The 14,348-nt window shown below is 64.0% G+C and carries 10 protein-coding genes and 1 pseudogene; 8 read left to right on the forward strand and 3 right to left on the reverse strand.

Annotated elements, in window-relative coordinates; genetic code table 11:
- Positions 1–17: 17 nt before the first annotated feature.
- On the reverse strand, positions 18–1,286 hold the full coding sequence (locus FDW83_RS06645; RefSeq protein ID WP_138136846.1) for an ABC transporter substrate-binding protein: 1,269 nt from the start codon (positions 1,284–1,286) through the stop codon (positions 18–20).
- A gap of 378 nt (positions 1,287–1,664) precedes the next feature.
- On the opposite strand from FDW83_RS06645, the gene FDW83_RS06650 reads away from it, so the two are divergent.
- The 3 genes from FDW83_RS06650 (at position 1,665) to FDW83_RS06660 (ending at position 5,151) form a co-directional block, all read left to right on the forward strand.
- Positions 1,665–2,609, forward strand: coding sequence for a carbohydrate ABC transporter permease (locus FDW83_RS06650; RefSeq protein WP_138136847.1), 945 nt, complete (start codon positions 1,665–1,667; stop codon positions 2,607–2,609).
- Positions 2,599–3,540: a carbohydrate ABC transporter permease gene (locus tag FDW83_RS06655; RefSeq protein WP_138136848.1), complete on the forward strand. Its 942-nt coding sequence runs from the start codon at positions 2,599–2,601 to the stop codon at positions 3,538–3,540. Before FDW83_RS06650 ends, FDW83_RS06655 begins: the two co-directional genes overlap by 11 nt.
- A 255-nt stretch (positions 3,541–3,795) precedes the next feature.
- Entirely contained in the window at positions 3,796–5,151 is a 1,356-nt protein-coding gene (locus FDW83_RS06660; protein WP_138136849.1) for an ABC transporter substrate-binding protein, read from the forward strand.
- Between the two features lie 138 nt (positions 5,152–5,289).
- Here FDW83_RS06660 and FDW83_RS06665 read toward each other — a convergent pair.
- Positions 5,290–6,786 (reverse strand): annotated as a pseudogene (locus FDW83_RS06665) (DUF222 domain-containing protein).
- 177 nt (positions 6,787–6,963) lie between these two features.
- A complete protein-coding gene (locus FDW83_RS06670) occupies positions 6,964–8,979 on the reverse strand; it encodes a beta-galactosidase (protein ID WP_138136850.1) in 2,016 nt (671 codons plus the stop codon).
- Positions 8,980–9,154: 175 nt separating this feature from the next.
- Here FDW83_RS06670 and FDW83_RS06675 point away from each other — a divergent pair, with 175 nt between their 5' ends.
- The 5 genes from FDW83_RS06675 (at position 9,155) to FDW83_RS06695 (ending at position 14,328) form a co-directional block, all read left to right on the forward strand.
- Complete coding sequence (locus FDW83_RS06675; protein ID WP_138136851.1) at positions 9,155–10,444, forward strand: ABC transporter substrate-binding protein; 1,290 nt, start codon at positions 9,155–9,157, stop codon at positions 10,442–10,444.
- Positions 10,445–10,471: 27 nt separating this feature from the next.
- The gene (locus FDW83_RS06680) at positions 10,472–11,425 is read left to right on the forward strand and encodes a carbohydrate ABC transporter permease (protein ID WP_138136852.1); all 954 of its coding nucleotides are present in this window, start codon (positions 10,472–10,474) and stop codon (positions 11,423–11,425) included.
- Positions 11,422–12,339 (forward strand): carbohydrate ABC transporter permease, encoded by a 918-nt coding sequence (locus FDW83_RS06685; protein WP_138136853.1) that lies wholly within the window; start codon positions 11,422–11,424, stop codon positions 12,337–12,339. The genes FDW83_RS06680 and FDW83_RS06685 overlap by 4 nt, the downstream gene beginning before the upstream one ends.
- Positions 12,340–12,351: 12 nt before the next feature.
- The gene (locus tag FDW83_RS06690; RefSeq protein WP_138136854.1) at positions 12,352–12,981 is read left to right on the forward strand and encodes a Poxvirus protein I5; all 630 of its coding nucleotides are present in this window, start codon (positions 12,352–12,354) and stop codon (positions 12,979–12,981) included.
- 81 nt (positions 12,982–13,062) lie between these two features.
- The gene (locus FDW83_RS06695) at positions 13,063–14,328 is read left to right on the forward strand and encodes an MFS transporter (RefSeq protein WP_138136855.1); all 1,266 of its coding nucleotides are present in this window, start codon (positions 13,063–13,065) and stop codon (positions 14,326–14,328) included.
- Positions 14,329–14,348 lie beyond the last annotated feature (20 nt).

Raw genomic sequence — 14,348 nt, forward strand, 5'->3', positions numbered from 1 at the left:
CGGCCCTGCCCGGGGGGTCAGCCGAGGTTCGAGTTGACCTCGTTGATCATGCCTTTGGCTGCATCCCGCGGCGAGATCTTTCCGAAGAGAACATCCGTGTTGAACCTGTTCAGTACCTCCATGGTGGCTGATGAGCCGGCCGGGAACGGCTTCGGCGGATCAATCTTCATCTCGGCGATGCGGTCCAGGTACGCGGCTTCCTTCTGCTGCGTCTCCTTCAGGAGGGGCGTGATGCCTTCCTTCAGTTCCGTGTTGGCGGGCATGCCGCGGTCGCTCTTGATCTTGCTGGCGGCGTCCATGCTGTTGACCAGGTAGTTGATGAAGAGCGCAGCTTCCTTGGGGTGGGCCGACTTTGCGGAGATGGCGTACTCCATGGAGGAGCGCAGCCAGGCACCGGGGGTCTTGCTTTCGCCGGGCAGCTTCATCATGACCAGCGGGGCGCCGGAGTAGGAGGTCATCTGGTTGCTCCAGCTGATCTTCATGCCCTGCTTGCCCTGGCCCATCAGCGTCATCTCCGGCTGGGCTGAGCCGTCCTCAACCGTCTGTGACGGTGACGGGGCACCGCCGGTTTCCATCAGCTTTTTGTTGAGCTCGAAGTAGCGGGTGAGGGTGTCCTCGCTGATGCCCATCTTCTTGCCGTCATCTGTGTAGAGGGTTTCGCCTGCCTGCCGCGCCCACACCGCGAGGAAGGAGTCGTTGGCCATGGGGGTGGTTCCGAAAGTGCCCGCTGGGGATTTCCTGGTGATCTCGGCCGCGATGTCCGCGTAATCGTCCCAGGTCCAGGTCTCGTCGTCGGGAAGTTCCACGCCGGCGGCCTCGAAGACGGTGGGATCCACCACCATGGACATGGAGTTAACGCCGGCAGTGATGGTGTACTGCTTGCCGTCGATCTTTCCGAGGTCCACCGTGCCTTCCGCGAACTTGGAGGTGTCGATCTGGTCCTTGACCTTGTCCAGGTCCAGCAGGACGCCGCGGCTTGCGTACTCGCTGGGGTACGAGCCGCTCATTGCAAAGACATCCGGGGTGGTGCCGCCGGCGATCTGGGTGGCCATCTTGTCCCAGTACGAGCTGAACTCGGTGTTCTCGCCCTGCACCTTGATGGTGGGGTTTGCGGCCTCAAAGTCCTTGATGACCTCAAGGGTGGTCTTGGCGCGGGAATCGTTGCCCCACCAGGCGAAGCGGATGGTGACCGGGTCCTCCACGGTCCCCACCTTCCCGGCTTCCGGGTTGCTGCCGCATCCGGTAAGCACCATGGCCAGCGCGGCCGTAGCACCGGCCACCCTCATTACAGACTTCTTGAGACGAAACCGCATTGTCCTGCCCCTTAGTTCTTGTGATCCAGTGTTAGTGACGCCAGTTACAGAAAGCGTTTTCTGAAAAACTAACAAAGGGCTATACAGGAGTCAAGAAACCGTTTACTTTGGTACCGGGCCGCTTTTGAACCAGCACCACCGGCGGCGTCCGGACCAGTAGTCCGCAACCCCTCCGTTGCGGCGGGTCCTGAGGCTCCGGGTGCTTGAACCCCATCGCCCCGGCGATGACCAGAACGTGGAGGCCACGATGACCAAAGGAGACCACATGGCCGCTAAACACCTACCCGGGACGCTGCGTCCGGCATCGCTGCCGGCCGGGGCGCGCCTGTTGCGCGGGACGGGGCGCCTGAAGTGAGTGCGATCAGTGAACTGAGCTCGCTGTCGCGGCGCAAGGGCAGGGCCACGGCGGAGGAGAAGAAGGCGAACGGCCGCGACAACAAGGCCGCCTATATCTTCCTGCTGCCCTGGATTGTGGGCCTGGTGGCCATCACCATCGGCCCGATGATCATGTCCCTCTACCTGTCCTTTACGGATTACAACCTGCTCCAGCCGCCGGAATGGACCGGCCTGGACAACTTCACCCGGATGCTTTCCGATGCCCGGTTGCACAATTCGCTGGGCGTGACCTTTACCTACGTGTTCATTGGTGTCCCGCTCCAGCTGGCCGTGGCGCTGCTGATCGCCCTGGTCCTGGACAAGGGCCTGCGCGGGCTGCCGTTCTACCGTTCGGTGTTTTACTTGCCGTCCCTGCTGGGCGGATCGGTGGCTGTGGCCATTCTCTGGAAGCAGATCTTCGGCACGACGGGCCTGGTGAACCAGGTCCTGGCGATGTTCGGTATCCAGGGCCCGGGCTGGATCTCCGATCCGAGCACCGCGCTGGGTTCGATCATCCTGCTGCACGTATGGACGTTCGGCGCCCCGATGATCATCTTCCTCGCCGGCCTGCGGCAGATCCCGAACATGTACTACGAAGCAGCCAAGGTGGACGGCGCCACCACGCTGCAGCAGTTCTGGCGGATCACAATGCCGATGCTGAGCCCGATCATCTTCTTCAACCTGGTGCTGCAGATCATCGGTTCCTTCCAGTCGTTCACGCAGGCGTTCATCGTCTCCGGCGGCAACGGCGGACCGTCCGACTCCACGATGTTCTTCACGCTCTACCTCTACCAAAAGGGCTTCGGCCAGTTCGACATGGGCTACGCGTCAGCCATGGCATGGGTCCTGCTGGTGATCATCGGTATCTTCACCGCCATCAACTTCATCGCTTCCAAGTATTGGGTTTTCTATGACGACTAACCTGCAGACGCTGCCCGCCGCGGACAACAAGTCCGCAGGAGCCGGCAAGCCTACGAACCGCCGCAAGCCCCGCGAGTCCCGCGGCACCCTGGCCTTCAGCCGGGCGCAGCGCGCCAGGTCACTGATGAAGCACGCCATCCTGATCCTGGCTGGCGGCCTGATGATCTACCCCCTTCTGTGGATGGTGATCTCATCGCTGCGGCCCAACGAGCTGATCTTCCGCGAACCCGGCCTGTGGCTGAACAGCCTGGAGATGAGCAACTACACCTCCGGGTGGTCTGCCCTGACCCACCCGTTCGGGCATTACATGATCAACTCGGCCATCGTGGTGATCGGTTCCATCCTGGGCAACCTGATCTCGTGCTCGATGGCTGCCTACGCCTTCGCACGGCTGCAGTTCACCGCCAAAAAGCTGCTGTTCGGCATCATGCTGCTGACCATCATGCTGCCGTTCCACGTAGTGATCGTGCCCCAGTACATCCTGTTCTCGCAGATCGGCTGGGTGAACACCTTCTGGCCGCTGATCGTGCCCAAGCTGCTGGCAACGGAAGCGTTCTTTGTGTTCCTCATGGTCCAGTTCATCCGCGGCATTCCGCGTGAGCTTGACGAGGCCGCCCGCATCGACGGTGCAGGACATCCCAGGATCTTCCTGCGGGTCATCCTGCCGCTGATGGTTCCGGCCCTGGCCACCACCACCATCTTCACGTTCATCTGGACCTGGAACGACTTCTTCGGCGCCCTGATCTATCTCACCGACCCGGACATGTTCACCGTCCCCGTCGCCCTGCGCGCCTTCGTTGACTCCCAGTCCGCCACCAGCTGGGGCTCGCTGTTCGCCATGTCCATCGTGTCCCTCCTGCCGGTCTTCCTGGTCTTCCTCTTCGGCCAGCGGTTCCTCATCAAGGGCATCGCCACCACCGGCATCAAGTAACTTCTCTGCCGGCTTCGGCCACTTACAGCCCGGACCGGCGGCAGGAAGGCAACGGCCCGTCCCTCTGGACGGGCCGTTGCCTTGCCCGACCTGTTGTCTCGACTGAAATTCCTGAAATGACCCCTTGTATTACAAGTCACGCACTTATAACATCAGATGCAGAAAGCGTTTTCCTGAGTTGGTTTTCCAACTACAGGACCGCTTGCACCCGCAGTAAATCCCCAGCACCAAGATCAAAGAAGATCGGAGTACTCCGTGCCGCTTTTCCCCCGTTCTGCGTCTGCTGCCAAGCAGCCCGCAGGAACTTCTTCCCGCGCCGCCCGGCGCATTCGTAAGACAGGCGTAGTAGCCGCGGCGGCCGCCGTCGTGATGGCCCTCAGCGCCTGCGGCGGCGGATCCGAGCCGCAAAGCGCTGACGGTACCGTTGAACTACGCTTCTCCTGGTGGGGCGGCGACAAGCGGGCCCAGCTGACCCAGGAAGCCATTAAGCAGTTCGAGGCCGAAAACCCGAACATCAAGATCAAGCCGGAATTTGGCGACTGGAGCGGCTACTGGGACAAGTTGGCCACCCAGGTGGCGGCCAACGACGCTCCCGATATCATCCAGATGGACGAAAAGTACATCACCGAATACTCCAGCCGCGGTGCATTGCTTGACCTGTCAAAGTACGAGATCGACACTTCGAAGTTCGACGAAGCCGCACTGAACGCCGGCAAGAGCGAAGACGGCCTGACGGGCATCGCAGCGGGTATCAACGCCGCCACCATCCTGGCCAATCCGGCGGTCTTCGAAGCCGCAGGCGTTCCGCTGCCGGATGACTCCACGTGGACCTGGGAGGACTTCGAGCGCATCGCTGCTGAAATCACGGCGAAGTCGCCCAAGGGCACCTACGGGGCAGCGGCCTACGGAACGGACGAGGCCTCGCTGGGTGTGTGGCTGCGCCAGAACGGCAAGTCACTCTACACGTCGGATGGCAAGCTGGGCTTCGAGCCGAACGACATCGCTGACTGGTGGGCTTTCCTGAAGCAACTCAGCGAAAAGAAGGCTGTGCCGACGGCCTCCGAGGTGGTTGAAGCCGAGGCGGCACCGCTGGACCAGAGCGGCCTGGCCACGGGGAAGAACGCGATGGCCTTCTGGTGGTCCAACCAGGCTCCCGCACTGGAGAAGGCTTCCGGAGGCGACTTGAAGATCCTGCGCTTTCCCACCAAGACCGGCTCCGCTGATGATGCCGGGCTCTGGTACAAGGCATCCCAATTCTGGTCCGCTTCCTCGCGCACCAAGCACCCTGAGGAAGTCGCCAAGTTCATCAACTTCCTGGCCAACGATGTCAAGGCTGGCGAGATCCTCCTGGCCGACCGCGGTGTCTACCCGAACTCCGACGTCCGCGCAGCCATCGAACCCAAGCTGACCCCGGCCGACGTCAAGGTGGTCAAGTTCATCGACCAGATCAAGGACGAGCTCGGCGAGGCTCCCGCCCCGCCGCCGAAGGGTGCAGGCTCCATCCAGGAAATCATCAAGCGCTACACCTCGGAAGTACTCTTCGAGCGCTTGTCGCCTGAAGACGCTGGCAAGAAGGCCCACGACGAAATGAAGTCGGCCATCAGCAGCTAGGTTTCACACCGCCAACACGGCTCCCGGACAGATGGGTGGAAGCCTCCTCCGCCCACCACATGTCCATCGGCGGGTGGCAGCTCCGTCCCGGCAGGAACCACACGTTCCTCCGGGACGGAGCTGTTTGGCGTGCGAGCCTCAACGTTCAAGCCGGACTGTCTGTGAAGGGCCGGCGCGGCCCAGCACCTGGACGCTTGGCTTTTTTGCCGCCGGGACCCTCCATCGGGCGCCTGCAAGGGGTGGCGCGGTGGATGTGTAGGTGTGGCCGGTGGGGGTTTTAAGCTGGACGGTATGCCGGGCTCCGGGGATATGGAGTGGTTTGGCTGACCAGCCGGGTGTTTCTTTGGTGTGGTTGCAGGCTTCGCAAAGGCCCTGGCCGTTACCGGCGCTGGTAGGCCCGTCCTTGCGCCAGGGGATGATGTGGTCGTCGTGGCGGATGGGCGCGTCACAGTACGGGGTCCGGCAGACATTGTCCCGGACCTGGATGAAGCGGCGGAGTCCGTGCGGAAAGAGCCGGGCCCGTGAGTCCATCGCGACAAGATCGCCTGTGGCGGGTGCGGTGTAGAGCCGCCGGACCTAGGTCTTCAGCTCTTCACCTCCCGCCGGCCCCGCGACAGCAATTTTTCTGGCCCACTCGGCGGGGACGGTGCCGTAGCCGGTCAACCGGGCGGGTTCGCTGTCGCCCTGGAGGAGGGTGCGGTCGGTCATGACGAGCTGGATTTCGATGCTGCTGACCCCGCCCTCAATGCCGGTGGCTCTTTCGACGAGGGTGTCGGCCATGATCTGGCCCTTGCCCCGCCCATCTCCCACAGCCCGGAGCGTGTCGGCTTTCTTGGTGAGAGCTGCATATACGGCCACGCCCTGGGCGACGGGCAGCAGCGCGGTCACGCGCGCCATGGTGTCCGGCGCCGGCCGCAACGACACCGTCCGTTCATTCACCGCGTGGCTGGCCCGCTTCGCCACCGACCTTGGGTCCTTCCGGTACGCGGCGGCCTTGACGGCGGAGATGATGGCCCGGTCTCCGGCGCCGTCGAAGGTGCCGGTGTCGGGGGCGAGTTCCTCGTCCACCGCGGCCCGGTCCTCCACCGACAAGCAGACTGTTTCCTTGACGATCAGCGTGGTGCGCCACTCGTTCAGCTGCCCGGACCGGAACGCCGCGTACGTGCGGGGCATTCCGGTGAGGGCTTTGGCCAGGCCCAGCAGCCTCCCGCCCCGGGCCGGGGACTCCCGCCGCGCCAACGCCACCTGCGCCGCCACTCCGGTACCCTGCTCCCCGGCAGGGACGCCGGCGGCGGCCTGCTCCCGCCGCTGCTGCAGGTCAAAAGCCACTGCGACCTCAGCCTGCCTCGCCGCCGCCAACGCCTTCACATCCTCAAACTGCCGCAGCTGATCAACCTTCCCCGGACCATCACCAGCCACAGGCACAGTGGCCAGAACCCTCAGGGCATCGGCAACAGTGGGGACGCCGGCATAAATAGGAACACCAGCAACCGGAGGGCTGCCAGCAGCAGATGGGACGTCGTCTACGGGACGTCGGGGAGCAGGCCCGGCAAAACCGGCAGTCAGGGTGTTTCCGGCAGCAGGGGACGCGCCACTGTGCCCTGCCTCCACTACTGCAACCCCAAACGCCTCCATGAACAAAGTCTTCCAGCAAGCACTGACAATTCCTGCCAGCCAAAGGCGCTATGTGGAAAACGATGATCAGCGCGACAAGAAAGCGCCAAAGGGTGCGCCGCCGTCGTGATTTAAGGCCCAGGGCGAGTCGCCATTGCTGGCCCTACGGCCAGCAAAGGTGAACCTTGGCGAGAAGCATCAGGCTTCTGCGATGACCGCTACACTTCCGGCTGGCACCGAGCCGGTGAAGGGCTCGCCGGTCAGGAGGTCCTGCCCGGCAGCCTGGACAGAGGCGTCAGCACGGGTGTGGTTGATGGCGAAGAGGAAGCTTCGCCCCTCCTTGGAGCGGCGACGAACCACCTCGACGCCTGGGTCGGCGTCGGCGGCAGGAGCCACACCGGATTCGGCCAGGAGCCGGTTAACCATCGCTTCGATACCGTCCCGGTCCGGGAAGGTGGCAAGATACCAGGCCGCACCGCTGCCAACCGCACGCCTGGTCAGGGACGGAACGCCCTCCAGCGGGTATTCGGTGAAGGTTTGCAGCGCTTCGGCCCCGTCGAGGTGCACATGCTCGCTCCACACTGAGGACACGGTACCGTCGTTCAGCTTCAACTGGGTGCCGGCCAGCAGCGGATGGAATTCCTCCACCCGCACCCCGAGCAGCTCGCGGAAGGCGCCAGGGTACCCGCCGAGCCGGACGTGGTCCTTTTCATCCACGATTCCACTGAAGTAGCTCACCAGCACGGTGGCGCCGGCGGAAGCGGCGGTAGCGATGTTGGCCGCCGCGTGATCGGTCACCGAGTACAGCGTGCAGACCAGCACCAGGTCGTACCCGTCCAGCGGCGCGGACGGGTGCACCATGTCCACGGAGATGCCCCGCAGGTACAGGGACCGGTGGAAGGCGCGCAGCAGGTCCAGGTATTTCACATCGATGCTGGGCTTCGAATCGGTCTCGCTGGCCCACCACGCCTCGTAGTCGAACACGATGGCCGCCCGCGATTCCACCCGCGAACCCCGCACCGGCTCCAGGAGCTTCAGCGCCGCACCGAGGTCCACCACCTCGCGCCACACGCGCGTCTCGCGCCCGCCGTGGGGAACCATCGCCGAGTGGAACTTCTCCGAACCGGCAAAGCTCTGCCGCCACTGGAAGAACATCACGGCGTCTGCGCCACGGCCCACATGGGACAGGGAGTTGCGGAGCATTTCGCCCGGCATCTTCGGCTGGTTGCGCGGCTGCCAGTTCACGGCCGACGTCGAATGTTCCATCAGGATCCACGGGGCACCGCCCGCGATTCCCCGGGTGAGGTCCGCGCTGAACGCCAGTTCCACGTTCCGTTCCGGATCGGCCGCCACGAGGTAGTGGTCGTTGGCGATGACGTCCAGGTCCTTGGCCCAGTCGAAGTAGTCCATGGACTTGGTGGCGCTGGAGGCCATGAGGTTGGTGGTGCAGGGGACATCGGGTGTCACCTCGCGAAGCACCGCCACGAGGTCCCGGTAGTAATCCATCAGCGCCCACGAGTTGAACCGCTGGAAGTCGAGCTGCTGGCCCGGGTTCAGCGTGCTGGGGGCGACGCCGGGCGGCAGGATCTCCTCGAATGATCCGTAGTTCTGGCTCCAGAACGCGGTACCCCAGGCGGCGTTCAGTGCCGCGATGCTGCCGTAGCGCCGCTCCAGCCATACGCGGAAGGCAGCGGCGTCCTCCTCGCCGTAGAACTCGGACACGTGGCACCCAAGTTCATTGTCCACATGCCAGAGTGCCAGCGCCTGGTGGTCCTTGTAGCGTTCGGCCAGCTTGCGGGTAATGCCCTTGGCGTACCGGCGGTAAACGGCCGACGACGGCGTGTAGTGCCGCCGGGAGCCCGGTCCCAGCACAGTGCCGTCAGCCGTGACGGGGAGGATTTCCGGATGCTTGCGGACCAGCCAGGCGGGCGGGGCGGCGGTGGCGGTAGCCAGGGCCACCTTGACACCGATGCCGGCCAGGTTGTCCATCACCTCGTCCAGCCAGGCGAAGTCGTACTGGCCCTCGGCGGGTTCCAACAGTGCCCAGGAGAAAATGCCCACGCTGAGGAAGTTCACACCGACTTCCTTCATCAGCTCCAGATCCTCCAGCCGGACGCTGACCGGCCATTGCTCCGGGTTGTAGTCGCCGCCGAAGGCGATGCCTTCGATGTTGCTCCACACGCTGTCCGGGCCGGAAGTTGCCTGCAAGTTCATGGGACTCCTTTGTCTGCTGCGAGGATGGAACCAGATGGAATGTCAGATGTTTGGAAAACGCTTGCCCAATTTCGGGAATGCCGCTATTGTATCGTTTCAGAAGCCGTGTAAGCCAGCTCACTACCCGCGTTGTAGATGAGATCAGGGATTGCACACATTGAGCAAGGAGGCTCCCGTGATCAACAGAAGGCATTTCCTCACCACCGTCGCCGTCGGCACCGCATCTGCCGGCGTCCTGGCGGCTTGTGGCAATGGTGCCAGCTCCTCCGGGGAGACTGGTTCCGCCGAGAACCCCGTCACTATCAATTACACCTGGTGGGGCAACGACGACCGTGCCGAGCGTACCCGCAAGGCCATCGCCCTGTTCGAGTCGAAGAACCCGGATATCAAGGTCAACGGCAACTTCACCGACTTTGCCGGTTACTGGCAGAAGCGCGCCACCGAGGCGGCAGGCGGCGGCCTGCCGGACGTCATGCAGTGGGACCTGTCCTACCTGCGTGACTACGGCCAGCGCAACCAGTTGCTGGACCTGAGCACCGTCAACATCAACACCGACGCATTTGAGAAGTCCCTGCTGCCCTCCGGCCAGATCCGGGGCAAGACCTACGGCATCCCCACCAGCACCAACGCCTTCGCCGTCTACTACGACCCCGCCAAGCTGGCCTCCCTGGGCATCGCGGAACCCACCGGCAAGTGGACCTATAAGGAATACAACGACTTCCTCACCGAGGTGGGCACCAAGAGCAACGGCGCCCTTTTTGGCGGCACCGATTACACCGGCGTCTGGTGGATGTTCAACATCTGGCTGCGCCAGAACAACATCGAAGCCTTCACCGAGGACGGCAAGCTCGGCTTCAGCAAGGACGACCTGAAGAAGTGGTGGAACTTCACCGCCGAGCTGCGCGGCACCCCCGCAATCGCCTCCGAAGAGCGGGTCACCCAGCTGGCCCCGAAGTCGGCTTTCGGCTCGAACGTCACCGCCACCGAAGTTACCTGGGACAACTTCATGGCCGGCTACCTGGCGGACAGCGGTGCCAAGGAACTGAAGCTGGTTCCGGTCCCGTCCGATGACCCGGACAACCTGGGCCTGTTCCTGAAGCCGTCCATGCTGATGGTGGCCAGCGCCAAGACCAAGTACAAGGATGCTGCCGCCCGGTTCATCGACTTCATGGTCAACGATCCCGAGGTGGGCCAGATCTTCAAGACCTCCCGCGGCGTGCCTGCTTCCAAGACCCAGCGTGACGGCACCACCTTCGAGGGCACCGACAAGCTCGTGGTGGATTACGAGAAGTCCATCGAGCAGTACCTCAAGGACGCCCCCGAGCCGCCGATCGTCGGCTTCGGCACGCTGGAGGCTTCCTTCAAGCGCATCTCCTCGGACCTGAACTACGGCAAGCTGGACATCAACGCCGCCACCGATGCCTGGTTCAAGGAAGCCGAAGACCTCATCAAGCAGAACGCCTGATTCAGGCTCGACTGACGGATTGAACTCGTGACTCAAAGCCCAACCCTGAGCAGGCGTTCGACGACGTCCGCCCCTTCGCAGCTTCGCAAGTCGAAGCGGCGGGGGGCGGACGCCCGCGCCGGTTATACGTTCCTGCTGCCCTGGCTGCTGGGGTTCATTGCCCTGACCGTGGGGCCGATGATTTCCTCGCTGTACCTGTCGTTTACGAACTACAACCTGTTCGAGGCACCGAAGTGGATCGGCCTGGACAACTACACCACCCTGTTCCAGGACGAGAGGTTCCTGCAGTCCGTCGGCGTGACCGTGAACTACGTGGTGTTCGGTACCCCGCTGAAGCTCGCCGCAGCACTGGCTGTGGCGATGCTGCTCAACAGCAAGCGCCGCGGCCAGGGCTTCTACCGGTCCGCGTTCTACGCGCCGTCGCTGATCGGTGCGTCGGTGTCGATCGCGATCGTGTGGAAGGCAATGTTCGGCGACAACGGCCCGGTGGACCAGGGCCTGTCCATCTTCGGGATCAACCTGGGCGGCTGGGTGGGCAACCCGGCGATGACCATGCCGATGTTCATCCTGCTGACGGTGTGGCAGTTCGGCGCCCCGATGGTGATCTTCCTGGCCGGTTTGAAGCAGATCCCGAATGAACTCTATGAGGCTGCATCGATGGACGGTGCCGGTCCGGTGCGGAAGTTCTTCAACATCACGTGGCCGATGCTTTCCCCGGTGATCTTCTTCAACCTGCTGATGGAAACCATCCACGCGTTCCAGATCTTCGCCTCGGCGTACATCATCTCCAACGGTGAAGGCGGCCCCGCCGGATCCACCCTCTTCTACACCCTTTACCTGTACCTGCGCGGCTTCAGCGATTTCCGGATGGGCTACGCCTCGGCAATGGCCTGGCTGCTGGTGATCGTGGTGGGCATCATCACCCTGATCTTCTTCCGCACGTCCAAGTCCTGGGTCCACTACAGCGGTGATTCACGATGACAACCATGGCAACTCCCACCCAGTCCGCCCCGGACGCGAACGTGCCGGTGTACAACCCCAAGTCCGAATCCGTGGGTGCGAAGCGGGCCAAGAGCGTGGCGTTCCACGCCGCTGCCCTGATCCTTACCGCGATCGTGCTGTACCCGGGCCTGTGGATGGTCGCCTCGGCGTTCAAGCCGAACTCGGAGATCGGCGGCGCGAACACCTCGCTGTGGTCGAACAACTTCAGTTTCGACAACTTCGTCACCGCAATGGAGGGCATCGGCGGCGTTTCCACGATGCAGTTCTTCACCAACTCGCTGATCCTGGCGATCGGCGCAGTGGTGGGCACCATCCTCTCGGCGTCCGTGTCGGCGTACGCGTTCGCGCGGATCAACTTCCCCGGCCGTGGAATCTTCTTCGGCATGATGATCGCCACGCTGCTGCTGCCGTTCCACGTGGTGATCATCCCGCAGTACATCATCTTCCAGCAGCTGGGCCTGGTGGACACCTACATCCCGCTGCTGATCGGCAAGTTCCTCGCCGCCGACGCGTTCTTCGTCTTCCTGATGGTCCAGTTCATGCGCGGCCTGCCCGCAGAGCTGGACGAGGCAGCACGCATTGACGGTGCGGGGCACGCACGGATCTTCGGGTCCATCATGCTGCCGCTGATGAAGCCGGCCCTGATCTCCACCTCGATCTTCTCCTTCATCTGGAGCTGGAACGACTTCCTGGGCCCGCTGCTCTACCTGAACACCCCGGAAAAGTACCCGCTGCCGCTGGCACTGCGCCTGTTCGTGGACCAGACCCAGTCCTCGGACTACGGCGCCATGATCGCGATGTCCGTCCTGGCCCTGCTGCCGGTGCTGATCTTCTTCCTGATCTTCCAGCGCTACATTGTCGAAGGCGTCTCCACCCAGGGCCTCAAGGGCTAGGAAAAGAAGATAATGAGCGTCATGGACAGCACCAGACCTGCAAACCACCAGCACGAGCCCGTCCCGGTAAACCGGTTCGCCCTGTTCTCCGAGACCCTGCTCGCCGGGCTGCTGGTGCTGGTACTGTCCCTGCCGCTGGTTACGATCCCCGCCGCCTACGCGGCGGGGATCGCCCACCTGGAACGGCACCTCGCCGGCCGCGACGATTCCGTCCGCGGCCTGTGGGGCACCTTCAAAGCCGCGCTGCCCGGCAGTTGGAAGCTCGGCGCCCTCACTGCGGCAGCCGCCGTCGTGATTGTCCTGAACCTCCTGCTCGCCTGGGTGGGCCAGTTGCCCGGCCGGGAGGTAGTCCTGCCTGCCACCCTGATCCTCGCCGCCTGCGGCGCGATCCTGCTGCTGCGCACTACCGCCGCCTGGCCCAACACCACCCGCACCGTCACCAGCCCGAAAGACGCCTGGCACGCCGCCCTCCAAACCGGCAAAACACTGTCCGTGAAAGACTGGACCGGATCCCTCCTGCTCGCCGCAGCACTCTTCCTCGCCGTCGTCTTCGTCTGGATGCTCGTCGCACTCTTCGTCGTCGTCCCCGGCACGCTGATTCTCGCCGCCGCCGCCATCAAACTCCGCTCCAACCGCGCCTGACCCAACCAACTGCCGCACCCGTCAACGGCGGCCCCCTTTCTCCTCCTGCAGTTCCCACCCGCTACCGAGTTGAGTCCAGACGTGTCAACCGACCGCCAGCGTGCCCACGAGTCCATCGAGCCTGCCAAACGCCAGCCACGCTGGTACCACCCGCTGACCCAGTACAACTACCGGCTCTTCCTTGCCATGCAGCTGGCCGGAAGCGTGGGGGTGTGGATGCAGCGGCTGGCCCAGGACTGGCTGGTGCTGCAGCTGACAGGAAGCCCGGCTGCCGTGGGCGTGGCCGTCGCCCTGCAGTTCCTGCCCATGCTGGTGGTGGGTCCCCTCTCCGGGCTGGTGGTGGACCTGTTCCCCAAACGCAGGATCATGATGGTCTGCCAATCGGTGATCATCCTGCTCGCCCTGGGACTGGCGGCCTGGGTGGCCAGCGGCACCATTACCGTGTGGGCGGTCTACGCCAGCTGCATCGCACTCGGGATCACGTCAGCCATTGACGGCCCGGCACGCCAGGTTTTCGTCAACGAAGTGGTGGGTGACACCTACCTTCGCGCTGCCATCGGCCTGAACAACGCCCTCGCACAACTCGGAGCCATGGCCGGTCCCGCCCTCAGCGGGGTGCTTATCGCCCAGGCAGGCCCTGCCGCCGCCTTTGCCGCGAACTCCGCCGTCGGCCTGCTGGTCCTGGGCCTGGTTGCCGCTGTCCGGACGGGAGAACTGCACCCGAGTGCGCCGGCTGAACGGGGCCGCGGGCAACTGCTGGCCGGCTTCCGTTACGTGCGGGACAGGCCCCGGCTGCTGCTGCTGATCGTGCTGGCCGGCCTGCTGGGGGCCTTCGGCATGAACGGCCCAGTGGTCCTGGCCGCTTTTGCCGACAGGGTGTGGCACAACGGCGTGGAGGGCTTCGGCCTCTTCAATACCGTCAGTGCCGTGGGTGCCCTGGGCGGCGCCCTGCTTGCCGCCCGCCTCAAGAACATGGGGCGCAAGGGCATCGTGGCTGCGGCCGGACTCTTCGGGCTGTCCCAGCTGGTGGCGGCCCTGATGCCGAACCTGGTGCTGTTCACGGCAATGCTGGTTGTGGTGGGACTCATGACGCTCCTCTTCCTGACCAGTGCCGGCACGGCGGTGCAGCTCGAGGCAGACCCGTCCATCCGCGGACGCGTCATGGCGCTGTACCTGCCATTGCTGCTGGGCGGACATGCGTGTGGCGGGTTGCTGGCGGGGTGGCTGACGGAGCAGTTCGGTGTTCGCGCGGGACTGGTAGCCACAGGCGCCCTTGGCATGCTGTCCGCGGCCGTGATCGGCGCGCTCCTTTGGTGGCACGGCAGGCGGTCCGTAAGCCACATGTAGGCCTGGCTCTGATCTTCGGT

The organism is Pseudarthrobacter sp. NamE2, assembly GCF_005796205.1.
In the GTDB taxonomy this organism is placed as follows: Bacteria; Actinomycetota; Actinomycetes; order Actinomycetales; family Micrococcaceae; genus Arthrobacter.